Source organism: Pseudomonas sp. BMW13 (assembly GCF_013357275.1).
Lineage (GTDB): Bacteria > Pseudomonadota > Gammaproteobacteria > Pseudomonadales > Pseudomonadaceae > Aquipseudomonas > Aquipseudomonas khazarica.
Genome location: NZ_SUKD01000001.1, coordinates 141,089 through 161,357 on the forward strand (window position 1 = coordinate 141,089; position 20,269 = coordinate 161,357).

19 protein-coding genes are annotated in these 20,269 nt (G+C 67.0%); 9 read left to right on the forward strand and 10 right to left on the reverse strand.

Features of this window, described 5'->3' with window-relative positions:
- The first annotated feature begins 102 nt into the window (after positions 1-102).
- Positions 103-1,479 carry an aspartate aminotransferase family protein gene (locus E4487_RS00655; protein ID WP_175252521.1) on the forward strand — a complete coding sequence of 459 codons (1,377 nt, stop codon included), beginning with the start codon at positions 103-105 and terminating at the stop codon, positions 1,477-1,479.
- A gap of 211 nt (positions 1,480-1,690) precedes the next feature.
- Here the strand turns inward: E4487_RS00655 and E4487_RS00660 are convergent, their stop codons facing one another.
- The 5 genes from E4487_RS00660 to def all read right to left on the reverse strand — a co-directional run bounded on the left by E4487_RS00660 (position 1,691) and on the right by def (position 6,282).
- Positions 1,691-2,005, reverse strand: a complete 315-nt coding sequence (locus E4487_RS00660) for a tetratricopeptide repeat protein (protein ID WP_037052268.1) — start codon at positions 2,003-2,005, stop codon at positions 1,691-1,693.
- 86 nt (positions 2,006-2,091) lie between these two features.
- The gene (gene trkA / locus E4487_RS00665; RefSeq protein ID WP_037052265.1) at positions 2,092-3,465 is read right to left on the reverse strand and encodes a Trk system potassium transporter TrkA; all 1,374 of its coding nucleotides are present in this window, start codon (positions 3,463-3,465) and stop codon (positions 2,092-2,094) included.
- An 11-nt stretch (positions 3,466-3,476) separates the two neighbouring features.
- Positions 3,477-4,790 (reverse strand): 16S rRNA (cytosine(967)-C(5))-methyltransferase RsmB, encoded by a 1,314-nt coding sequence (rsmB, locus tag E4487_RS00670; protein ID WP_150607365.1) that lies wholly within the window; start codon positions 4,788-4,790, stop codon positions 3,477-3,479.
- Positions 4,787-5,719, reverse strand: coding sequence for a methionyl-tRNA formyltransferase (gene fmt / locus E4487_RS00675; protein WP_047592741.1), 933 nt, complete (start codon positions 5,717-5,719; stop codon positions 4,787-4,789). The genes rsmB and fmt overlap by 4 nt, the downstream gene beginning before the upstream one ends.
- 56 nt (positions 5,720-5,775) lie before the next feature.
- The gene (gene def / locus E4487_RS00680; protein ID WP_175252522.1) at positions 5,776-6,282 is read right to left on the reverse strand and encodes a peptide deformylase; all 507 of its coding nucleotides are present in this window, start codon (positions 6,280-6,282) and stop codon (positions 5,776-5,778) included.
- Between the two features lie 153 nt (positions 6,283-6,435).
- Between def and E4487_RS00685 the strand changes: the two genes are divergently transcribed.
- The 3 genes from E4487_RS00685 to E4487_RS00695 all read left to right on the forward strand — a co-directional run bounded on the left by E4487_RS00685 (position 6,436) and on the right by E4487_RS00695 (position 9,481).
- Positions 6,436-7,473: a LysM peptidoglycan-binding domain-containing protein gene (locus tag E4487_RS00685; RefSeq protein ID WP_037052257.1), complete on the forward strand. Its 1,038-nt coding sequence runs from the start codon at positions 6,436-6,438 to the stop codon at positions 7,471-7,473.
- Between the two features lie 86 nt (positions 7,474-7,559).
- Complete coding sequence (dprA, locus tag E4487_RS00690; protein WP_037052254.1) at positions 7,560-8,675, forward strand: DNA-processing protein DprA; 1,116 nt, start codon at positions 7,560-7,562, stop codon at positions 8,673-8,675.
- Positions 8,676-8,923: 248 nt separating this feature from the next.
- Positions 8,924-9,481: an L-threonylcarbamoyladenylate synthase gene (locus E4487_RS00695; RefSeq protein ID WP_037052251.1), complete on the forward strand. Its 558-nt coding sequence runs from the start codon at positions 8,924-8,926 to the stop codon at positions 9,479-9,481.
- A gap of 97 nt (positions 9,482-9,578) precedes the next feature.
- Here E4487_RS00695 and E4487_RS00700 read toward each other — a convergent pair whose 3' ends face one another.
- The gene (locus E4487_RS00700; RefSeq protein WP_037052249.1) at positions 9,579-10,556 is read right to left on the reverse strand and encodes an NADPH:quinone reductase; all 978 of its coding nucleotides are present in this window, start codon (positions 10,554-10,556) and stop codon (positions 9,579-9,581) included.
- A gap of 148 nt (positions 10,557-10,704) precedes the next feature.
- On the opposite strand from E4487_RS00700, the gene hemF reads away from it, so the two are divergent.
- The 3 genes from hemF (at position 10,705) to E4487_RS00715 (ending at position 12,960) form a co-directional block, all read left to right on the forward strand.
- Positions 10,705-11,622 carry an oxygen-dependent coproporphyrinogen oxidase gene (gene hemF / locus E4487_RS00705; RefSeq protein WP_037052384.1) on the forward strand — a complete coding sequence of 306 codons (918 nt, stop codon included), beginning with the start codon at positions 10,705-10,707 and terminating at the stop codon, positions 11,620-11,622.
- Between the two features lie 155 nt (positions 11,623-11,777).
- The gene (gene aroE, locus E4487_RS00710) at positions 11,778-12,599 is read left to right on the forward strand and encodes a shikimate dehydrogenase (RefSeq protein ID WP_175252523.1); all 822 of its coding nucleotides are present in this window, start codon (positions 11,778-11,780) and stop codon (positions 12,597-12,599) included.
- Between the two features lie 10 nt (positions 12,600-12,609).
- Positions 12,610-12,960: a DOPA 4,5-dioxygenase family protein gene (locus tag E4487_RS00715; RefSeq protein WP_175252524.1), complete on the forward strand. Its 351-nt coding sequence runs from the start codon at positions 12,610-12,612 to the stop codon at positions 12,958-12,960.
- A gap of 32 nt (positions 12,961-12,992) precedes the next feature.
- On the opposite strand, the gene E4487_RS00720 is transcribed toward E4487_RS00715, so the two are convergent.
- The 3 genes from E4487_RS00720 to betC form a co-directional block, all read right to left on the reverse strand.
- Positions 12,993-14,564, reverse strand: coding sequence for a SulP family inorganic anion transporter (locus E4487_RS00720; protein ID WP_175252525.1), 1,572 nt, complete (start codon positions 14,562-14,564; stop codon positions 12,993-12,995).
- Between the two features lie 58 nt (positions 14,565-14,622).
- Positions 14,623-15,543 carry a choline ABC transporter substrate-binding protein gene (choX, locus tag E4487_RS00725; RefSeq protein ID WP_134676648.1) on the reverse strand — a complete coding sequence of 307 codons (921 nt, stop codon included), beginning with the start codon at positions 15,541-15,543 and terminating at the stop codon, positions 14,623-14,625.
- 193 nt (positions 15,544-15,736) lie between these two features.
- On the reverse strand, positions 15,737-17,245 hold the full coding sequence (gene betC / locus E4487_RS00730; protein WP_037052235.1) for a choline-sulfatase: 1,509 nt from the start codon (positions 17,243-17,245) through the stop codon (positions 15,737-15,739).
- A 113-nt stretch (positions 17,246-17,358) separates the two neighbouring features.
- Here betC and E4487_RS00735 point away from each other — a divergent pair, with 113 nt between their 5' ends.
- Both E4487_RS00735 and pbpG read left to right on the forward strand, forming a co-directional pair.
- Positions 17,359-18,279 (forward strand): choline sulfate utilization transcriptional regulator, encoded by a 921-nt coding sequence (locus tag E4487_RS00735; RefSeq protein WP_037052233.1) that lies wholly within the window; start codon positions 17,359-17,361, stop codon positions 18,277-18,279.
- A gap of 91 nt (positions 18,280-18,370) precedes the next feature.
- Positions 18,371-19,273, forward strand: a complete 903-nt coding sequence (gene pbpG, locus E4487_RS00740) for a D-alanyl-D-alanine endopeptidase (RefSeq protein ID WP_037052230.1) — start codon at positions 18,371-18,373, stop codon at positions 19,271-19,273.
- A gap of 43 nt (positions 19,274-19,316) precedes the next feature.
- On the opposite strand, the gene E4487_RS00745 is transcribed toward pbpG, so the two are convergent.
- Positions 19,317-20,252 carry a LysR substrate-binding domain-containing protein gene (locus E4487_RS00745; protein ID WP_037052229.1) on the reverse strand — a complete coding sequence of 312 codons (936 nt, stop codon included), beginning with the start codon at positions 20,250-20,252 and terminating at the stop codon, positions 19,317-19,319.
- Positions 20,253-20,269 lie beyond the last annotated feature (17 nt).

Genomic DNA, 20,269 nt, shown 5'->3' on the forward strand with positions numbered 1-20,269 from the left:
GAGGGACTTCAGCCGCGCCTGACCTTGCAGGCGCTGCAAGCCCCTCCCACAAACCTGTGAATGACCTTTATCGCCACCCCAGCGAGTCAGATGGAGACCGCCATGACCGACTACCAGAAGCTGTTCGAGCAGGACCGTGCCCACTTCATGCACCCGTCCACCCACGCCCACGATCATGCCAGCGGCGCGCTCAAGGGCCGCATCATCAAGGGCGCTTCGGGCATCCGCATCCAGGACCAAGAGGGCCGCGAGCTGATCGACGCCTTCGCCGGTCTGTACTGCGTGAACATCGGCTATGGCCGCACCGAGGTGGCCGAGGCCATCTACAAGCAGGCCAAGGAGCTGGCCTACTACCACACCTACGTCGGCCACTCGACCGAGGCCATCATCGAGCTCTCGGCGCGCATCATCGACTGGGCGCCGCAGGGCATGAAGAAGGTCTACTACGGCATGTCCGGCTCGGACGCCAACGAGACCCAGATCAAGCTGGTGCGTTACTACAACAACGTGCTCGGGCGCCCGGCGAAGAAGAAGATCATCTCGCGCCAGCGCGGCTATCACGGCTCGGGCATCATGACCGGCAGCCTCACCGGCCTGGCCAGCTTCCACCAGCATTTCGACCTGCCGCATGCCGATATCAAGCACGCCGCCTGCCCGCACTTCTACAAGGCGCCGGCCGGCATGGACGAAGCCGCCTTCGTGCAGCACTGCGCCGAGGACCTGGAGCGCCTGATCCTGGCCGAGGGCCCGGAGACCGTGGCGGCCTTCATCGGTGAACCGGTGATGGGCACCGGCGGCATCATCGTGCCGCCCAAGGGCTACTGGCAGGCGATCCAGGCCGTGCTGGCGAAGTACGACATCCTGCTGATCGCCGACGAAGTGGTCTGCGCCTTCGGCCGCCTGGGCACGCCGATGGGCAGCCAGATGTTCGGCATGCAGCCGGACCTGATCACCACCGCCAAGGGCCTGACCAGCGCCTATGCACCGCTGTCGGCGGTGATCGTCGGCGAGAAGGTGTGGAACGTGATCGAAGAGGCCTCCAGTCGCGACGGTGCCATGGGCCATGGCTGGACCTACTCCGGCCACCCGATCTGCGCCGCCGCTGCGCTGGCCAACCTGGATATCCTGGAGAAGGAAAACATCGCCGCCAACGCCGCCGATGTCGGTGCCTACCTCAACCAGCAACTGTGCCAGACCTTCGAAGGCCACCCGCTGGTGGGCGAAGTCCGTGGGGTCGGCATGCTCGCCGCGCTGGAATTCATGGCCGACCGCGAGGCGCGTACGCCCTTCGATGCCGCGCTCAAGGTCGGCCCGCGTGTCTCGGCGGCGTGCCTGGAACGCGGCATGATCGCCCGCGCCATGCCGCACGGCGACATCCTCGGCTTCGCCCCGCCGCTGGTGCTGAACAGGGCCGAGGCGGACGAGGTGGTGGGTATCGCCAAGGCGGCGGTGGACGCGGTGGCCAGCGAGGTGCTCTGAGCCGCTGCAGTGCGCAGGAGCGTGCGCTTCAGCCGCATGCTCCCTGCCCCCGTGCCGTTGGCGACGTCAAGAGCGCGTCGCCGGAGTGCCTGGCGCAGAGCGCGCTACGGCATGCGTGGGAGGGGCTTCAGCCGCGAGCGACTGGAGGCTGTCCCCGGATTGCATCCGGGCTACGTTGGTGTGCGTCGATAGCTCGCGCTGGCCTTGTCGATCAGCGCGGCTTGTCCAGCTTGCGCAGGAACACGCTCATTTCCTTCTCGGCCTGCTTGTCGCCCTTGGCCTGGGCGGCGGCGATGCCCTGCTGCCAGGCCTGGCGCGCGGCGTCGTGCTCGCCCTGGGCCAGCAGCGCCTTGCCCAGCAGCTTCCACGCCGCCGAATAGCCCGGGTCGAACTCGACGCAGCGTTGCAGGTGTTCGGCGCCCTGTGCGGCGTCACCGCCGTCCAGGTGGGCCTTGCCCAGGCCGAAGCGCAGCAGGGCGTTGTCCATGCCCTTGGCCAGCATCTTTTCCAGTGCCTCGGTACTCATTTCGCCCTCCTTCGTTGGCCTGCCACAAGCCTCAAGCTGCAAGCCACAAGCGCTTTACGTGCCGCTTGAAGCTTGCGGCTTGCTGCTCAGAAGAACGTCAGGCCGGCCTGGAACAGGCGCTCGACGTCGCGGATGTACTTCTTGTCGACCAGGAACAGGATCACGTGGTCGCCGGACTCGATCACCGTGTTGTCGTGGGCGATCAGCACTTCCTCGTCGCGGATGATGGCGCCGATGGTGGTGCTCGGTGGCAGGGCGATGTCCTCGATGGCACGGCCGATGACCTTGCTCGACTTGGCATCGCCATGGGCGATCACTTCCAGCGCTTCCGCCGCGCCTCGGCGCAGGCTGTGCACGCTCTCGATGTCGCCACGGCGCACGTGGGTCAGCAGGGTGCCGATGGTGGCCAGCTGCGGGCTGATGGCGATGTCGATCTCGCCGCCCTGCACCAGGTCGACGTAGGCCGGGTTGTTGATGATGGTCATCACCTTGCGCGCGCCGAGGCGCTTGGCCAGCAGCGACGACATGATGTTGGCCTCGTCGTCGTTGGTCAGGGCGAGGAAGATGTCGGCGTCGTTGATGTTCTCTTCCACCAGCAGGTCGCGGTCCGAAGCACTGCCCTGCAGCACGATGGTGCTGTCGAGGTTCTCCGAGAGGTAGCGGCAGCGTGCCGGGCTCATCTCGATGATCTTCACCTGGTAGCGGCTCTCGATGGCCTCGGCCAGGCGCTCGCCGATGTTGCCGCCGCCGGCGATGACCACGCGCTTGTAGCTGTCCTCGAGGCGACGCATCTCGCTCATCACCGCACGGATGTGGGCCTTGGCGGCGATGAAGAACACCTCGTCATCGGCCTCGATGACGGTGTCGCCCTTGGGCATGATCGGCCGGTTGCGGCGGAAGATGGCGGCCACGCGGGTATCCACCGTGGGCATGTGCTGGCGCAGCTGGCGCAGCTGCTGGCCCACCAGCGGTCCGCCGTAGTAGGCCTTGACCGCCACCAGCTGGGCCTTGCCCTCGGCGAAGTCGATGACCTGCAGGGCGCCGGGGTATTCGATCAGGCGCTTGATGTAGTTGGTCACCACCTGCTCGGGGCTGATAAGCACGTCGACCGGGATCGCCTCGTTGTCGAACAGCGCTTCGCGGGTCAGGTACGCCGCCTCGCGCACGCGGGCGATCTTGGTCGGCGTGTGGAACAGGGTGTAGGCGACCTGGCAGGCGATCATGTTGACTTCGTCGCTGTTGGTCACCGCGACCAGCATGTCGGCGTCATCGGCGCCGGCCTGGCGCAGCACGGTGGGGAACGAGCCCTTGCCCTGCACGGTGCGGATGTCCAGGCGGTCGCCGAGGTCGCGCAGGCGGTCGCCGTCGGTGTCCACCACGGTGATGTCGTTGGCTTCGCTGGCGAGGTGCTCGGCCAGGGTGCCACCGACCTGACCTGCGCCGAGAATGATGATTTTCACTGATCGCTCCGTTAGCCGTGGGTCGCCACGGCAGTCTTTATCAGCTTGGCATAGTAGAAGCCGTCATGGCCGTCCAACTGCGGCAACAACTGGCGGCCGTGTTCTGGCTGCAGGCCGAATTCACCAGCGATGGCGAGCTCCTGCGCATCGGCCGTGCGGGCGAGGAAGGCGGCGATGGTGTCGCTGTTTTCCGTCGGTAGCACCGAACAGGTGGCGTAGAGCAGGATGCCGCCCGGGGCCAGCGTCGGCCACAGGGCATCGAGCAGCTCGCCCTGCAGCGTGGCCAGGGCGGGAATGTCTTCGGCCTTGCGGGTCAGCTTGATGTCCGGGTGACGGCGGATCACCCCGGTGGCCGAGCAGGGCGCGTCGAGCAGGATGCGCTGGAACGCCTGGCCATCCCACCAGGCGCCGGTATCGCGGCCATCGGCGGCGATCAGCGTGGCCTCGAGCTGCAGGCGTTCGAGGTTTTCCCGCACGCGGGCCAGGCGCTTGGCTTCCAGGTCGACGGCGACCACTTCGGCCAGTCGCGGCTCGACCTCGAGCAGGTGACAGGTCTTGCCACCCGGTGCGGCGCAGGCATCGAGCACGCGCTGACCAGGTGCCAGCTCGAGCAGCTCGGCGGCCAGCTGCGCGGCCTCGTCCTGCACGCTGACGCGGCCTTCGCTGAAGCCGGGCAGGCTGGTCACGTCGCAGGGCTGCAGCAGGCGCACGCCATCGCGGCTGAAGTCGCAGGGCGCGGCCTCGATGCCGGCGGCGCGCAGTTCGACGAGGTAGTCGTCACGGCTGCCATGGCGGCGGTTGACCCGCAGGATCAGCGGCGGGTGGGCGTTGTTGGCGGCGCAGATGGCCTGCCAGTGCTCGGGCCAGTGCGCCTTGAGCGATTTCTGCAGCCAGCGCGGATGAGCGGTGTGCAGCACCGGGTCGCGATCCAGCTCGGCGAGCAGCGCCTCGTGCTCGCGCTGCGCACGACGCAGCACGGCGTTGAGCAGGCCCTTGGCCCAGGGCTTCTTCAGCGCGCCGGCGCAGCCGACCGTTTCGCTGATGGCGGCGTGCTCCGGGATGCGGCTGTGCAGCAACTGGTAGAGGCCGACCAGCAGCAAGGCTTCGACGTCCTTGTCGGCGGCCTTGAAGGGTTTTTCCAGCAGCTTCTCGGCGAGCAGTTGCAGGCGCGGTTGCCAGCGGGCGGCGCCGAACGCCAGGTCCTGCGCCAGGGCGCGGTCGTGGTGTTCGACCTTGTCCAGCTGCGGCGGCAGGCTGCTGCCCAGCGAGGCCTTGCCGGACAGCACGGCGGTCAAGGCGCGGGCGGCGGCCAGACGTGGGTTCATTGACCGAGCACCAGGCCGGGGGCGAACTGTTCGCGACGACTGTTGTACAGGTCGCTGAAGGCCAGCGGCTTGCCGCCGGGCAGCTGCAGGCGGGTCAGGCGCAGCGCGCCCTCGCCGCAGGCCACGGTCAGGCCGCTCTTGTCCGCGGCGAGAATGCTGCCGGGGACGCCAGTGCCGTCCGCCAGCTCGGCGGCATGCACCTTCAGCGCCTCACCGTTCAGCGTGCTGTGGCAGATCGGCCAGGGGTGGAAGGCGCGCACCAGGCGCTCCAGCTCCACGGCTGGTCGGCTGAAATCGAGGCGTGCCTCGTCCTTGTTCAGCTTGTGCGCGTAGTTGGCCAGGGCATCGTCCTGCACCTCGCCCGCGAGGGTGCCAGCCGCCAGGCCGTCGACGGCCTGCAGGACGGCCTGCGGGCCGAGCCGGGCCAGGCGATCATGCAGGCTGCCACCGGTGTCCTCGGCAGAGATCGGTGTCGTCACCTTGAGCAGCATTGGCCCGGTATCCAGGCCGGCCTCCATCTGCATCACGGTGACGCCGCTCTCGGCATCGCCGGCCTGCACCGCGCGCTGGATCGGCGCGGCGCCGCGCCAGCGCGGCAGCAAGGATGCGTGACTGTTGATGCAGCCCAGGCGCGGGGTGTCGAGCACCACCTGCGGCAGGATCAGGCCGTAGGCCACCACCACCATCAGGTCGGGTTGCAGCGCCGCCAGTTCGGCCTGAGCCTCCGCATTGCGCAGACTGGCCGGTTGGTAGACGGCGATGCCGTGCTCCAGAGCCAGCTGCTTGACCGGGCTGGGCATCAGTTTCTGGCCACGCCCGGCCGGGCGATCCGGCTGGGTGTAGACGGCGATGATGTCGTGCTGGCTGGCCAGCAGGGCCTTGAGGTGCTCGGCGGCGAATTCCGGGGTGCCGGCAAAGACGATACGCATGGGGCAGTCACCAAAGAAAAAGGCTTGCCGTGGCAAGCCTTTCGGGTAAACGGGGGTCAGGCACGCTGGCGATGCTGTTTTTCCAGCTTCTTCTTGATCCGGTCGCGCTTGAGGTTGGACAGGTAATCGACGAACAGCTTGCCGTTGAGGTGATCGCACTCATGCTGGATGCACACGGCGAGCAGGCCTTCGGCGATCAGCTCGTACGGCTGGCCATCGCGGTCCAGCGCCCTGATCTTGACCTTCTGCGGGCGATCGACGTTCTCGTAGAAGCCGGGCACCGACAGGCAGCCCTCCTGGTACTGGTCCATCTCGTCGGTCAGCGATTCGAACTCGGGGTTGATGAACACCCGCGGCTCGGACTTGTCTTCGGACAGGTCCATGACTACCACGCGTTTGTGCACGTTGACCTGGGTTGCGGCCAGACCGATACCCGGAGCGTCATACATGGTCTCGAACATGTCATCGACCAGCTGACGGATGGAGTCGTCCACGACGTCCACCGGTTTAGCGATGGTACGCAGGCGTGGATCAGGAAATTCGAGGATATTCAGGATCGCCATATGCGTTTGTGATGCACTTGTGGAATAAAGTCAAAATCCGCTGCTAAGATGATGAACAGCATTGAAAAACGGCTTCACGCCGCGTATTCAGCGGGTTTGGCACGCGGCGCTAGGGCGCTTCACGTGAAGACACATAATAAAGGGATTCACCGTATGAGGAAATCACTACTCGCCTTGCTCCTGGCAGCTGGCGGAATGGCCCTGACCTGCATGGCTCAGGCCGCAGTGCAACTCAAGGACGGTCATCCGGACCGTTACACCGTCGTCAAGGGCGATACCCTCTGGGACATTTCCGGCAAGTTCCTCAGTCAGCCGTGGAAGTGGCCGGAGATCTGGCACGCCAATCCGCAGGTGGCCAACCCGCACCTGATCTACCCCGGCGACACCCTGAATCTCGTCTACGTGGATGGCCAGCCGCGCCTGATGCTCAATCGCGGCGAGTCGCGCGGCACCATCAAGCTGTCGCCGCAGGTGCGCAGCACGCCGATGGCCCAGGCGATCCCGACCATTCCGCTGGAGGCGATCAACAGCTTCCTGCTGAGCAACCGCATCGTCGATACGCCCGAAGAGTTCAACGGCAAGCCCTACATCGTCGCCGGCAACGCCGAGCGCGTGGTCAGCGGCGCCGGTGACCGTGTCTATGCCCGTGGCCAGTTCGACGAGCAGAACCCGATCTACGGCGTGTTCCGCCAGGGCAAGACCTACACCGATCCGGATACCAAGGAATTCCTCGGTATCAACGCCGACGATATCGGCACCGGTGAGATCGTTGCCGAGGAAGGCGATATCGGCACCTTCGTGCTGAGCCGTTCGACCGAGGAAGTGCGCCTGGGTGACCGTCTGTTCCCCACCGAGGAGCGGGCGATCAACTCCTCCTTCATGCCCAGCGAGCCGACCAGCGAGATCAAGGGTGTGATTCTCGACGTGCCGCGCGGTGTCAGCCAGATCGGCCAGTTCGACGTGGTCACCCTGAACAAGGGCACCCGTGACGGCCTGGAGATCGGCAACGTGCTGGCGGTGTACAAGACCGGCGAGACCGTGCGCGATCGCGTGACCGGCGAGAACGTCAAGGTCCCGGACGAGCGCTCCGGCCTGCTGATGGTGTTCCGCACCTACGACAAGCTCAGTTACGGCCTGATCCTGCAGGCGAGCCGCCAACTGGCGGTGATGGACAAGGTTCGCAACCCGTAACACCCGACGAGCCCCGCTGATGCGGGGCTCGTGCTTTCTACCGGTGTCGCCAGGATGGCGACTGCACCGCTCAGGGAAGAATCGCCATGTCTGCGTCCTCCTCGCTGTCCCCCAGCATTTCTCCCGCCGAACTCGAAGCGCGCCTGCGCCTGCATCTGTTGCCGGAGCTGGGGCCACGTCGCTTTCGCAAATTGCTCAGCGCCTTCGCGAGTGCCTCGGCCGCGCTCAGTGCGCCGGCCAGTGCCTGGCGTTCGCTGGGCATGCCGGCCGCCTGTGCCGAGCCACGGCGCAGCGCCGAGATCCGTCAGCGGGCCACGGAGGCGCTGCGCTGGCTGGATGAGCCAGGCCAGCACCTGCTGATGTGGGACGATCCACGCTATCCGGCGCTGTTGGCGGAGCTGGCGGATGCACCGCCGCTGCTGTTCGTGGCGGGCGACCCGCTGGTGCTGGAGGCGCCGCAACTGGCGATGGTCGGCAGCCGCCGCGCATCTGCGCCGGGGCTGGACAACGCCCGTGCCTTCGCCCGCAGCCTGGCGGCGGGCGGTTTCGTGATAACCAGCGGCCTGGCCCTGGGGATCGACGGGGCGGCCCATCAGGGCGCGCTGGACGCGGGTGGCCGGACCGTCGCGGTGCTCGGCACCGGCCTGCAGCGCCTCTATCCGCGTCGCCATGAACGCCTGGCGAGGCAGATCGCCGAACAGGGCGGCGCGCTGGTTTCCGAGTTGCCGCTGGATTGCCCGCCCCAGGCGAGCAACTTCCCGCGGCGCAACCGCATCATCAGTGGCCTGTCGCTCGGGGTGCTGGTGGTCGAGGCCAGCCCGTCGAGCGGTTCGCTGATCACCGCCCGGCTGGCGGCCGAGCAGGGGCGCGAGGTCTACGCCATCCCCGGTTCGATTCATCATCCGGGCGCGCGTGGCTGTCACCAGCTGATTCGCGACGGCGCCACGCTGGTGGAGAGCACCGAGCATGTTCTGCAGGCCTTGCGGGGCTGGCACGCGTTACCCGTTGCACCCGCGTCGGCGCCGCCGGCCCGCGTCGAGCATCCACTGCTGGCCCTGCTGCATGCGGCGCCGCACAGCACCGAGGCGCTGGTCCAGGCCAGTGGCTTGCCGCTGGCAGAGGTTCTCGCCGCCCTGACCGAGCTGGAGCTCGAGGGGCGGGTGTGCAGCGAGGCCGGGCGCTGGTTGGCGCGCCAGGCGTGAGCGGCGTCTGCTGTTCGCCGCCGTGCGATCCGCGCATCCCCTTCCGCCCGGCTGTCCGTAGGGTGGATGGCGCTTCATCCATCCACCAGGCTGCATCAGGCTCACTCGCCACGGTGCTTGTAGAAGGCGCCCAGCGGCCCGCTTTATCGTGGCGCAGGCGCCGATGTGGTCCCCGCATGGTCGCCGGGCTACAGTCGCCGCCCCGTCTTGGATAGACTGCCGGCCATTCGTTCAGCGGGAGACAGTCGATGGCCAGCAACTGGCAGATACAGCAAACGGCGCGTGTGGTGCGTGAGGGTGGCGTCATCGCCTATCCGACCGAGGCGGTCTGGGGGTTGGGCTGCGACCCGTGGAACGAAGAGGCGGTGGACCGACTGCTGGCGCTCAAGGAGCGCCCGATGCACAAGGGTCTGATTCTGGTGGCCGATGCCATCGAACAGTTCGACTTCCTGCTCGGGGACCTGCCCGACGTCTGGCAGGAGCGCCTGGCTGGCAGCTGGCCGGGACCGAACACCTGGCTGGTGCCGCATCAGAACCGTCTGCCCGAATGGGTCACCGGCATGCATGACACCGTCGCCCTGCGCGTCACCGATCACCCGCTGGTGCGCGCGCTGTGCCGCTACACCGGGCCGCTGATTTCCACGTCGGCCAATCCGGCTGGCCGCCCGTCGGCGCGTTCGCGCCTGCGCGTCGAGCAGTATTTCCCCGGCGAGCTGGACAAGGTGCTGGGTGGCGCACTGGGTGGTCGGCGCAACCCCAGCCTGATCCGTGACCTGCGCACGGGCGATGTGATCCGCCCGTCCTGAAGCGCTGAAAGCTCGCGGCCAAAGCCCCTCCCACACGTAGCCCGGATGCACTCCGGGGGGCTTGAATCGTCCCCCGGAGTGCATCCGGGCCACTGGCTCAGGGCAGCAGGATGGTCGAGCCGGTGGTCTGCCGTGAGCTCAGTGCGTCCTGCGCGGCGGCGGCGTCCTTCAGCGCGTAGCGGCTGCTGATCTCCACCTGCAGCTGGCCGCTGGCGATCATGCCGAACAGTTCGTCGGCCATGGCCTGCAGGCGCTCGGCGTTGGTGGCATAGCCGGCCAGGGTCGGGCGGGTGACGAACAGCGAGCCCTTCTGCGCCAGGATCCCCAGGTTGACCCCGGTGACCGCACCCGAGGCGTTGCCGAAGCTGACCAGCAGGCCGCGCGGCGCCACGCAGTCCAGCGAGGTTTCCCAGGTGTCCTTGCCGACGCCGTCATAGACCACCGGGCACTTGGCCCCGTCGGTCAGCTCCAGCACGCGCTGCGCCACGTTCTCATGGCTGTAGTCGATGGTCGCCCAGGCGCCCTGCTCCCGGGCGCGTGCGGCCTTCTGCGCCGAACTGACGGTGCCGATCAGCCTGACGCCCAGCGCCCTCGCCCACTGGCAGGCGAAGGAACCGACACCACCGGCGGCGGCATGGAACAGGATGGTCTCGCCGCCCTTCAGTTCGCAGGTCTGGCGCAGCAGGTACTGCACGGTCAGGCCCTTGAGCATCACTGCGGCGGCCTGCTCGAAGCTGATGCCGTCCGGCAGCTTCACCAGCTTCTCGGCGGGCAGCACGTGCAGCTCGCTGTAGGCGCCGAGCGGGCCGGTGGCGTAGGCGACGCGGTCGCCCACGGCGAAGCCGCTGACCTCGCTGCCCACCGCCTCGACCACGCCGGCACCCTCGGTACCCAGGCTCGAAGGCAGGGCCGGTGGCTGGTACAGGCCGCTGCGGAAATAGGTGTCGATGAAGTTCAGGCCGATGGCCTGGTTGGCCACCCGCACTTCGCGCGGGCCCGGGGCGGCCGGCTGGTAGTCACGGTACTCGAGCACGTCGCTGCCGCCGTGCTGGCTGAACTGAATGCGCTTGGCCATCTCCGATTCCTTGTCTGACATGAGCCGCCGGCTGGCGGCGAAAGGGCCTATCCAATCCTCCCGATTGACTGACGTCAACTGCGGAGCGGGGTTGTCGAGTGCTATGCTGCCCTCCGATTTCGACCTGCTCCCTGTTCAAGGTGCCGCCGTGACTGACCGTACCGAGGCCGTTAAGGCCTATCTGCTCGACCTGCAAGACCGTATCTGCTCCGCCCTGCAAACCGAAGACGGCCAGGCCGTGTTCATCGAGGATGCCTGGCAGCGTCCGGCCGGCGGCGGTGGCCGCACGCGGGTGATCGAGAACGGTGCGCTGATCGAGAAAGGCGGGGTCAACTTCTCCCACGTGTTCGGCGACAGCCTGCCGCCTTCGGCCAGCGCCCACCGTCCGGAACTGGCCGGACGTGGCTTCCAGGCCCTCGGCGTGTCGCTGGTGATCCACCCGGAAAACCCCCATGTGCCCACCTCGCACGCCAACGTGCGCTTCTTCAGCGCCGAGAAGGAAGGTGAGGAACCGGTGTGGTGGTTCGGTGGCGGCTTCGACCTGACGCCCTACTACGCCAACGAGGAAGACTGCGTGTTCTGGCACCAGGTCGCGCATGACGCCTGTGCGCCGTTCGGTGCCGAGGTGTACGCGAAGTACAAGGCCTGGTGCGACCGCTACTTCCACCTCAAGCACCGTGGCGAGCCGCGCGGTATCGGCGGGCTGTTCTTCGATGACCTCAACGAGTGGGATTTCGACACCTGCTTCGCCTTCATCCGCGCCATCGGCGATGCCTACATCCAGGCTTACCTGCCCATCGTGCAGCGCCGCAAGCTGACCCCCTTCGGTGAGCGCGAGCGCGAGTTCCAGGCGTTCCGTCGTGGCCGCTACGTCGAGTTCAACCTGGTGTTCGACCGTGGCACCCTGTTCGGCCTGCAGTCCGGCGGGCGTACCGAGTCGATCCTCATGTCGCTGCCGCCGCACGTGCGCTGGGGTTACGACTGGAAGCCGGAGCCGGGCAGTGAAGAAGCGCGCCTGACCGAGTACTTCCTCACCGACCGCGACTGGTTGTCGACCAATCCATGATGTAGCCCGGATGTAGTCCGGGGCCATTCCATGAGCGCTCCCGGATTGCATCCGGGCTACGAGTCATCCCCGTACCTCGTAGGAGCCCGCTTGCGGGCGATCTGGCTGCAGAGCGAATCGCCAGCAAGCTGGCTCCTACACAGATAGGATTTTCCATGGACCGCTACTGCGTCTTCGGCAACCCCATCGGCCATAGCAAGTCGCCGCTGATCCATCGTCTGTTCGCCGAACAGACCGGGCAGGCGCTGACGTACGAGGCGCGTCTGGCGCCCCTCGATGACTTCGCCGGCGATGCCCGTGCCTTCTTCGCGGAAGGCCTTGGCGGCAACGTCACCGTGCCCTTCAAGGAAGAGGCCTTTCGCCTTGCCGACGAGCTGACCGAGCGTGCCCGCCGGGCCGGCGCGGTGAATACCCTGAAGAAGCTGGAGGACGGTCGCCTGCTCGGCGACAACACCGACGGCGCCGGGCTGACCCGCGACCTGCAGGACAACGCCGGCTTCAGCCTGGCCGGCAAGCGCATCCTCGTGCTGGGCGCCGGTGGTGCCGTGCGCGGCGTGCTCGAGCCCTTCCTGGCGCAGCACCCGGCGAGCCTGGTGGTGGCCAACCGCACGCTGTGCAAGGCGGAGAAACTGGTGCTGGAGTTCACCGAGCTGGGTCCGCTGGAGGCCGTCGGTTTCGACTGGATCGACGCGCCGGTCGACCTGATCGTCAACGGCACCTCGGCCAGCCTCGGCGGCGAGTTGCCGCCGATTGCACCGGGCCTGATCCAGCCCGGCCACACGGTGTGCTACGACATGATGTACGGCCGCGAGCCGACCGCCTTCAATCGCTGGGCCGCCGAGCAGGGTGCGGCGCAGTGCCTGGACGGCCTCGGCATGCTGGTCGAGCAGGCTGCCGAGGCCTTCGCGCTGTGGCGCGGCGTGCGCCCCGACACGGCGCCGGTGCTGGCCGAACTGCGTCGTCAACTGATGGCCTGAGGAGCGGCAGATGGACGAGATGGTGCGTATCAGTGGTTACCATGCCCACGTCTATTTCGATGCCACGACGCTGGAGCAGGCGCGCGCCCTCTGCGAGGACGCGGCGAAGCGCTTTCCAGTGAAGATGGGGCGGGTGCACGAGCGTCTGGTCGGGCCACATCCGTGCTGGAGTTGCCAGCTGGCCTTCCGCGCCGACCTGTTCGCCGACCTGGTGCCCTGGCTGATGCTCAACCGCGGTGGCCTGGACGTCCTGCTGCACCCGATCACCGGCAACGAACTGCGCGACCATCGCGACTGTGCGATGTGGATCGGGCGCTCGCACGTGCTGGATCTGTGCGTGCTCGATGACGCCGAGGACTGAGGGTCAGCCGCGTAGGGTGCGACGCCGCTCACTCAGTCTTCGAACTGCACCGGGCAGTGCTCCGCGCCTTCCAGCTTGAGAATCTCCTCGATCACCTGGGGCCGCGCCTGGCGTAGCACCAGGCTGCGCTGCAGGGCCTGCAGGCGGCGCGCTTCCTGATGCAGCATCTCCACCCCGGCGTAGTCGATGAAGTTGATGTGCCGCGCGTCGATCACCAGGCGCTGGCCACGGCTGCGTTGCAGCAACTGCTGGATGTACTGGCAGGCGCCGAAGAAGATCGAGCCATCGATGCGCAGCACCTCGTCGTCGCCGTCATGCCACAGGCGTACGCGCGGCTGCGAGGTGCGCTTGAGGTAGAAGAACAGCGATGCCAGCACGCCCGCGTAGATCGCCGTCTGCAGCTCCAGCACCAGGGTGGCGGCGAAAGTCAGCAGCATCACCGCGAACTCGGAGCGGCTGACCCGGCGCAGTGCTCGAATCGCCGGCAGGTCCACCAGCCCCCAGCAGATCAGCAGGATGCCTGCGGCCATCACCGGCAGCGGGATGTGGGTCAGCAGCGCCGCACCGAACACGGCGAACAGGGCCACCAGCAAGGCCGAGAAGATCCCCGCCAGGGGGGTGCGCGCACCCGCCTGCAGGTTCAGCGCCGAGCGGGTGAACGAACCGGCCGACAGCGAGCCGGAGAACCACGGGCCGACGATGTTCGACAGACCCTGGGCGCGGACTTCCTGGTTGGCGTCGAGGAACTGATGCGATTTCACCGCCAGGGCGCGGGCGATGGACAGGCTGGTGACCAGCCCGAGCATGCCGCAGGCCACCGCTGCAGGCAGCAGGCGCAGGACGTCGTCGAGGTCGAAGCTGAGCATCGTCAGTGGCGGCAGGCTGCCGGCGAAGGGGGCGACCAGGGCGATCTCCCCGACCAGGTGCGCCGGTAGCAGCCAGGCCACCAGGCTGCCGCCGACCAGGCCGATCAGCAGTGCCGGTGCCTTGGGCCAGAAATGCCGGATGGCGACGCTCAGCAGCAGGGTGAGGGCGGCCAGCGCCAGGCTGGGCCAGTGCGTCTCGGGCAGGTGCTGGCCGATCTGCAGCAGGCTGCTCAGCGCGGTGGCCTGGCTGGGCATTTCCACGCCCAGCAGGTTGGGGACCTGGCCGAGGGCGATGACCAGCGCCGCGCCGAGGGTGAAGCCGAGCACCACCGATTGCGAGACGAAGTTGACCAGCGCGCCGAAGCGCAGCAGGCCGAGCAGCCACTGGAACAGGCCGGCGAGAAAGGTCAGCAGCAACACCAGGGCGATGAATTCTTCGCTGCCCATGCGCGCCATGGGGCTGACGCTGGTGAACAGCACGATGGAGATGGCCGCCGTCGGCCCGCAGATCAGGTGCCAGGACGAGCCCCACAGGCAGGCGACGATCACCGGCACGATGGCGGCGTACAGGCCGTATTCGGCCGGCAGCCCGGCGATCAGGGCATAGGCCAGCGATTGTGGCAGGGCCAGGATGGCGCCGGTCAGGCCCACCAGCAGGTCGTTGCCCAGGGTCTTGCGGCTGGTGCCAGGCAGCCAGCGCAGAAATGGCAACAGGGTCTGTCGATCGGGTAGGCGCATGGTCAGGGTCGAGGGTGGGCCGCAGGCGACTCCACCCTACTCACTTGTGCCGGCTAATTCAAAGCCGGGCTTTCACCGCTGCCAGGCCGTCGCCACCGTCACGGGTGGTCACGCCCTGCAGCCAGCCGTCGAGCACCTGCGGGTTGGCCTTGAGCCAGGCCTTGATCGCGGCATCGTTGCTGGCCTCCTTGCTCAGCACCTGGTCCATGATGCTGTTCTCCATGTCCTGGGTGAAGGCGAGGTTGCTCATCAGCTTGCCGACGTTGGGGCACTGCGCGGCATAGCCCTTGCGCGCCAGGGTGTTGACCTGGCCGCTGTCACCGAAGTACTTCTCGCCGCCGCGCAGGTACTGCATGTCGTACTGCACGTTCATCGGGTGCGGGGTCCAGCCGAGGAACACCACGAACTGCTCGCGCTTCACCGCGCGGCCGACCTGCACCAGCATCGCCTGCTCGCTGGACTCCACCAGCTTCCAGTCGCCCAGGCCGAACTCGTCAGCGGCGATCATCTGCTTGATCGACTCGTTGGCGGGTGAGCCGGAGGCGATGCCGTAGAGCTTCCTGCCGAACTGGTCGGCGTGCTTGTCGAGGTCGGCGAAGGTCTTCACCCCGGCCTCATAGGCATAGCTCGGAACCGCCAGGGTGTACTCGGTGCCCTCGAGGTTCTGCGCCAGCTTGTCCACCTCGCCGCTGGCGACGAACTTGTCGTAGTTGCTCTGCTGCGCTGGCATCCAGTTGCCGAGGAACACGTCGACCTGGCCCTTCTGCAGCCCGGCGAAGATGATCGGCACGGCCAGGGTCTGGCTTTTTGCCGTGTAGCCCAGGCCTTCGAGCAGGAAGCTGGCGATGCCGTTGGTCACGGCGATGTCGCTCCAGCCCGGATCACCCAGCTTGACCGTGGAGCAGGCTGCGTCCTCGGCCCAGACATTGCCGGCGCTGCAGAGCGCGGTGGCGAGTAACAGCACGCTGAATCGGTTCATGGCGTCTCTCCTTTTTTCTTCTGTTTTGGGCACTTTTAAAAACGTAGGCGAGGCAGCCAGCGCAAGGCAGAAACAGGCGAAAAAGCGGAGTTTACGAGTTGTAAATGAGCATTTTGAGCCTGTTTTTAACGCAGCGATGGCAACGCAGGTAGTTTTTAGAGGTGTCCTTTTGGGGGCGGCAGTCGGTAACGGTTCATACCTGAGGGAAGCGCGCGCGGCGTTCCAGGTCGTCGAGGTCGATGTGGTTGCGCATGTACTGCTGGCTGGCGTCGACCCAGGGCTGGTGGTCCCAGCTGGTCAGCCGGCCCTGGCTCAGGGCGGCGGCGACCAGGCGCCGGCGGCGCTGGCTGGCCAGGGTCGCGGCATGGATCGCCGCCAGGTCCCAGCGCTCTCGGGCTTCGGCGAGAAAGCCGGCGACGGTGCTGCGATGCGCGCTGCTCTCCGCGAGGTTGTGCTGCTCCTGCGGATCCGCATGCAGGTCGAACAGCAGCAGCGGGTCGCGCTCGGAGTAGACGAATTTCCACGGCCCGCGGCGGATCATCATCAGCGGGCTGTCGGTGCCCTCGGCCATGTATTCGCCGAGCACCTCGTCATGCCCGCCCTCGCCCTTGAGGTGCGGCAGCAGCGAGCGCCCCTCCAGTTCCAGGTCGGCATCGAGCTGGCCGCCGCCGAGTTCCACCAGGGTCGGCAGCAGGTCGAGGGTCGACACCGACTGGCTGACCCGCTGCGCGGCGAAGCGCTGCGGCGCGTGCACCAGCAGTGGCACGCGGGCGGACATCTCGAACCAGTGCATCTTGTACCAGAGGCCGCGCTCGCCAAGCATGTCGCCATGGTCGCCGGAGAAGACGATCAGGGTGTCCTCGGCCAGGCCGCACTCTTCCAGGGTCTTCAGCAGTTTGCCGATGTTGTCGTCGATATAGCTGCAGGAGCCGAAGTAGGCGCGCCGCGCATCGCGGATCTTGTCCTCGGGCAACGGTTTGTCCCACAGGTCGATGACCTTCAGCAGGCGCTGCGAGTGCGGGTCCTGCTCGCTCTGCGCGATGTGCTGGCGCGGCATGGGGATGTCCACGCCCTCGTAGCGATCCCAGTACTCGCGCGGGATGGTGTAGGGGTCGTGCGGGTGGGTCATCGACACGGTCAGGCAGAACGGCTGCTCGGGTGTCAGGCGCACGTGGTCGTAGAGGTACTGGCGCGCCTTGAACACCACTTCCTCGTCGAAGTCGAGCTGGTTGCTGCGCACGCAGGGGCCGGCCTGCAGCACCGACGACATGTTGTGGTACCAGGTGGCGCGCGTGTCCGGCTCATCCCAGTTCACCGCCCAGCCGTAGTCCGCCGGGTAGATGTCGCTGGTCAGGCGCTCCTCGTAGCCGTGCAACTGGTCCGGGCCGCAGAAGTGCATCTTGCCCGACAGCGCCGTGCGGTAGCCGAGGCGACGCAGGTAATGGGCGTAGGTCGGCACGTCGGCGGGCAGGTCGGCGGCGTTGTCGTAGGCGCCGATCTTCGACGGCAGGCGGCCGCTGACCAGGGTGAAGCGCGAGGGCGCGCAGAGCGGGCTGTTGCAGTAGGCCGAGTCGAACACCACGGCCTGCTCGGCCAGCTTCATCAGGTTGGGCATCTGCACCGGCGAGGCGGCATCGTGCAGGGGCAGGATCGGCGCGGCCATCTGGTCGGCCATGATGAAGAGGATGTTCGGGCGTTTCATGGCGGCGGGTATTCCATACTGTTGGTTTATGCGACAGTGCTGGGGCCATGATTCCGGTAGAACCCCGACAGGGTAAACCCGGCTGAGAAACATGCCTCGGATAAGCAGAACTTATGTTTAAAGCCATCGATGGCCTGTCCCTCGACGCATTGCGGGTGTTCGAGTCGGCCGCGCGCCAGCTGAGCTTCACGGCGGCCGCGAACGAACTGGGCAGCAGCCAGCCGGCCATCAGCCAGCAGATCAAGCGCCTGGAGCAGCAGCTGGCCACGCGCCTGTTCGACCGCGTCTACCGTGGCATCGTGCTGACCGAGGCGGGCGAGCTGCTGCTGGCTCACGTGCAGGAGGGCCTGGCCAGTCTCGACGCCGGACTGGCGGCGGTCACCGCACGGCAGCAGCACGAGGTGCTGCAGGTGGCCACCGACTTCGCCTTCGCCGCCTATTGGCTGATGCCGCGCCTGCAGCGTTTCAATCGCCTGTACCCGGAGGTGGACGTCAGCCTGATCACCAGCGAGCGCGATCCGGCCACGGTACCCAGCGACATCGATGTGGCGATCCGCTTTGGCGATGGCCGCTTCAAGCACGGCGAGGCGCACCTGCTGTTTCGCGAGGAGGTGTTTCCGGTGTGCAGCCCGCGCCTGCTGGGCGAGCGCCAGCCGCCGTTGCCGGTTGCGGCGCTGGCCGAGCTGCCCCTGCTGCACCTGCGCCCCGAGCACCGCTCGCGCTGGTTCGACTGGGACGGGCTGTTCCGCGCACTGGGCATCAGCAGCCTGCCCACGCCCGGCGCGCTGCGCTTCGACAACTACACCCTGCTGATCCAGGCAGCCATTGCCGGCCAGGGGGTGGCCATCGGCTGGCGCCATCTGGTCGACGAACTGCTGGCCCAGGGCCTACTCTGTCGTCTGGGTGATGCCGAAGCGCAGTCGGCGTTCGGTTATTACCTGGTATTGCCCGAGCGCAAGCGGCGCCAGCGCCTCACCGCGCGCTTCGTCGACTGGTTGCAGGCCGAGCTGGATGCGCCAGGCGCAAGTGTTTGATCGGGCCATACTGCAAGAGCGCGGGCACAATCCCTATACTGGTTGTTGCCGCCATCTCGTCGGCTTCCTCATACAACCGGTGAAGTGAACCGTGAAATTCCGTCATTCGATTTTAGGCTTGCTGCTGTGCGGCAGCCTTGCAGTTTCGAACCTTCAGGCTGCGCCTACCCAGCCCAAGCAGGAGCTGGCCGCCGGTAGCGCGCTGTTAGTGGATCTGAAGACCGGAAAGGAACTCTATTCCAGCAACCCCGACCTGCGTCTGCCGATCGCTTCGGTGACCAAGCTGATGACCGCCATGGTCACCCTCGACGCCAAGCTGCCGCTGGACGAGGTGCTGCCGGTCAACATCCGCGACACCAAGGAAATGCAGGGCGTGTTCTCGCGCGTGCGCGTGGGCAGCGAGCTCAGCCGTCGCGACATGTTGCACCTGGCGCTGATGTCCTCGGAGAACCGCGCGGCGGCCAGCCTCGCCCATCACTATCCGGGGGGGCAGGTCGCCTTCATCAGGGCGATGAACGCCAAGGCGAAGGCCCTGGGCATGAACCGCAGCCACTTCGTCGAGCCCACCGGCCTCTCCGAGGAGAACGTGTCCACCGCCCGCGACCTGGCATTGATGGTCAAGGCCGCGGCCCAGTACCCGCTGATCCATCAGTTCACCACGGACTCGGAAGCCACAGTGGCCTTTCGCAAGCCCAACTACACCCTGGGCTTTCGCAACACCAATGCCCTGGTGCGCAAGGCCGACTGGAACATCAACCTGAGCAAGACCGGCTTCACCAATGCCGCCGGTCGGTGCCTGGTGATGGCCACCACCATGGCCAATCGTTCGGTGGCGTTCGTCGTGCTCGGCGCGTTCGGCAAGTACACCCACATGGCCGACGCCAACCGCCTCAAGCGCTGGATGGAGACCGGCAAGGTCACGCCGGTGCCGGCAGCGGCGCTCAGCTACAAGCAGCAGAAGCTCGCCGAGTGGAGCCTGCAGGCGGCGCAGTGAGCGTTTGGCGGGACAAGGGGGCGACTCGCTGAGTCGCCCTTTTTCATCGTGCCTCGGGTGCGTTGCCGGGGTTGTTCCTGCCGCCTTGGCCCGGGTCACCCAGGTGTTCGCTGAGAAAGTCCAGAAAGCAGGTGATGCGTGAGGCCAGCGCGGTGTTGCGGTAGTACACCGCATTGATCGGCTGGCGCACCTCCACGCGTTGTTCGGCCAGCACCTCCACCAGCGCACCACGGGCGCGGGCCGCGTCTGTCATGAAGTCCGACAGGCACACCAGCCCTTCGCCGGCCAGGGCCAGTTCGAGCATGGTGTCGCCGCTGGAGGCGCGCAGGCTCGGGGTGATCCGCCAGCGCTCGCCGAGGGCATGGCGCAGTGGCCATTCATTCAGGCTGTCGGGTTCGGTGAAGCCGATCAGGCAGTGCCCCTGCAGGTCTTCGCTGCGCGCCGGGTGGCCATGCCTGCGCAGGTACTCCGGGCTGGCCAGCACGCGCCGGCGGCTGTGATACAGCGGTCGGGCATGCAGGCTGGAGTCCGGCAGGTGACCGATGCGGATGGCCAGGTCGGTACGCCGCTCGAGCAGGTCGATGATGCGGTCGTCGCTGTTCAGCTCCAGCTCGATCTGCGGGTAACGTGCGCGAAACTCGCCGATCAGCGGAACGATCACGTGCAGCATGAAGGGCGAGGCAGTGTTGATGCGCAGGCGCCCGGCGGGTGCCTGGCGACGCAGGGCCATCTGCTCCTCGGCCTCCTCCACGCTGGCGAGGATGCGCCGGGCCTGGGCGAGAAACAGCTCGCCCTCCTCGGTCAGCTCCAGGCGTCTCGTGGTACGGCGCAGCAGGGTCACCGCGAGCTTTTCTTCCAGGCGGCTGAGGGCGCGGCTGACGCCGGAGGCGGTCTGCTCCAGCTGCTCGGCGGCGGCGCTGATCGAGCCGCTGTCGACCACGCTGACGAAGGCGAGCATTTCTTCCAGGCTGGTCTTCATTGTTGAACTTCAGTCAA

What these genes read in the sequence shown, in the direction of transcription:
- E4487_RS00655 (WP_175252521.1), top strand. Translation starts at nt 103, where the DNA reads ATGACCGACTACCAGAAGCTGTTCGAGCAGGACCGTGCCCACTTCATG.
- E4487_RS00660 (WP_037052268.1), bottom strand. Translation starts at nt 2,005, where the DNA reads ATGAGTACCGAGGCACTGGAAAAGATGCTGGCCAAGGGCATGGACAAC.
- rsmB (WP_150607365.1), bottom strand. Translation starts at nt 4,790, where the DNA reads ATGAACCCACGTCTGGCCGCCGCCCGCGCCTTGACCGCCGTGCTGTCC.
- fmt (WP_047592741.1), bottom strand. Translation starts at nt 5,719, where the DNA reads ATGCGTATCGTCTTTGCCGGCACCCCGGAATTCGCCGCCGAGCACCTC.
- def (WP_175252522.1), bottom strand. Translation starts at nt 6,282, where the DNA reads ATGGCGATCCTGAATATCCTCGAATTTCCTGATCCACGCCTGCGTACC.
- E4487_RS00685 (WP_037052257.1), top strand. Translation starts at nt 6,436, where the DNA reads ATGAGGAAATCACTACTCGCCTTGCTCCTGGCAGCTGGCGGAATGGCC.
- dprA (WP_037052254.1), top strand. Translation starts at nt 7,560, where the DNA reads ATGTCTGCGTCCTCCTCGCTGTCCCCCAGCATTTCTCCCGCCGAACTC.
- E4487_RS00695 (WP_037052251.1), top strand. Translation starts at nt 8,924, where the DNA reads ATGGCCAGCAACTGGCAGATACAGCAAACGGCGCGTGTGGTGCGTGAG.
- E4487_RS00700 (WP_037052249.1), bottom strand. Translation starts at nt 10,556, where the DNA reads ATGGCCAAGCGCATTCAGTTCAGCCAGCACGGCGGCAGCGACGTGCTC.
- aroE (WP_175252523.1), top strand. Translation starts at nt 11,778, where the DNA reads ATGGACCGCTACTGCGTCTTCGGCAACCCCATCGGCCATAGCAAGTCG.
- E4487_RS00715 (WP_175252524.1), top strand. Translation starts at nt 12,610, where the DNA reads ATGGACGAGATGGTGCGTATCAGTGGTTACCATGCCCACGTCTATTTC.
- E4487_RS00720 (WP_175252525.1), bottom strand. Translation starts at nt 14,564, where the DNA reads ATGCGCCTACCCGATCGACAGACCCTGTTGCCATTTCTGCGCTGGCTG.
- choX (WP_134676648.1), bottom strand. Translation starts at nt 15,543, where the DNA reads ATGAACCGATTCAGCGTGCTGTTACTCGCCACCGCGCTCTGCAGCGCC.
- betC (WP_037052235.1), bottom strand. Translation starts at nt 17,245, where the DNA reads ATGAAACGCCCGAACATCCTCTTCATCATGGCCGACCAGATGGCCGCG.
- E4487_RS00735 (WP_037052233.1), top strand. Translation starts at nt 17,359, where the DNA reads ATGTTTAAAGCCATCGATGGCCTGTCCCTCGACGCATTGCGGGTGTTC.
- E4487_RS00745 (WP_037052229.1), bottom strand. Translation starts at nt 20,252, where the DNA reads ATGAAGACCAGCCTGGAAGAAATGCTCGCCTTCGTCAGCGTGGTCGAC.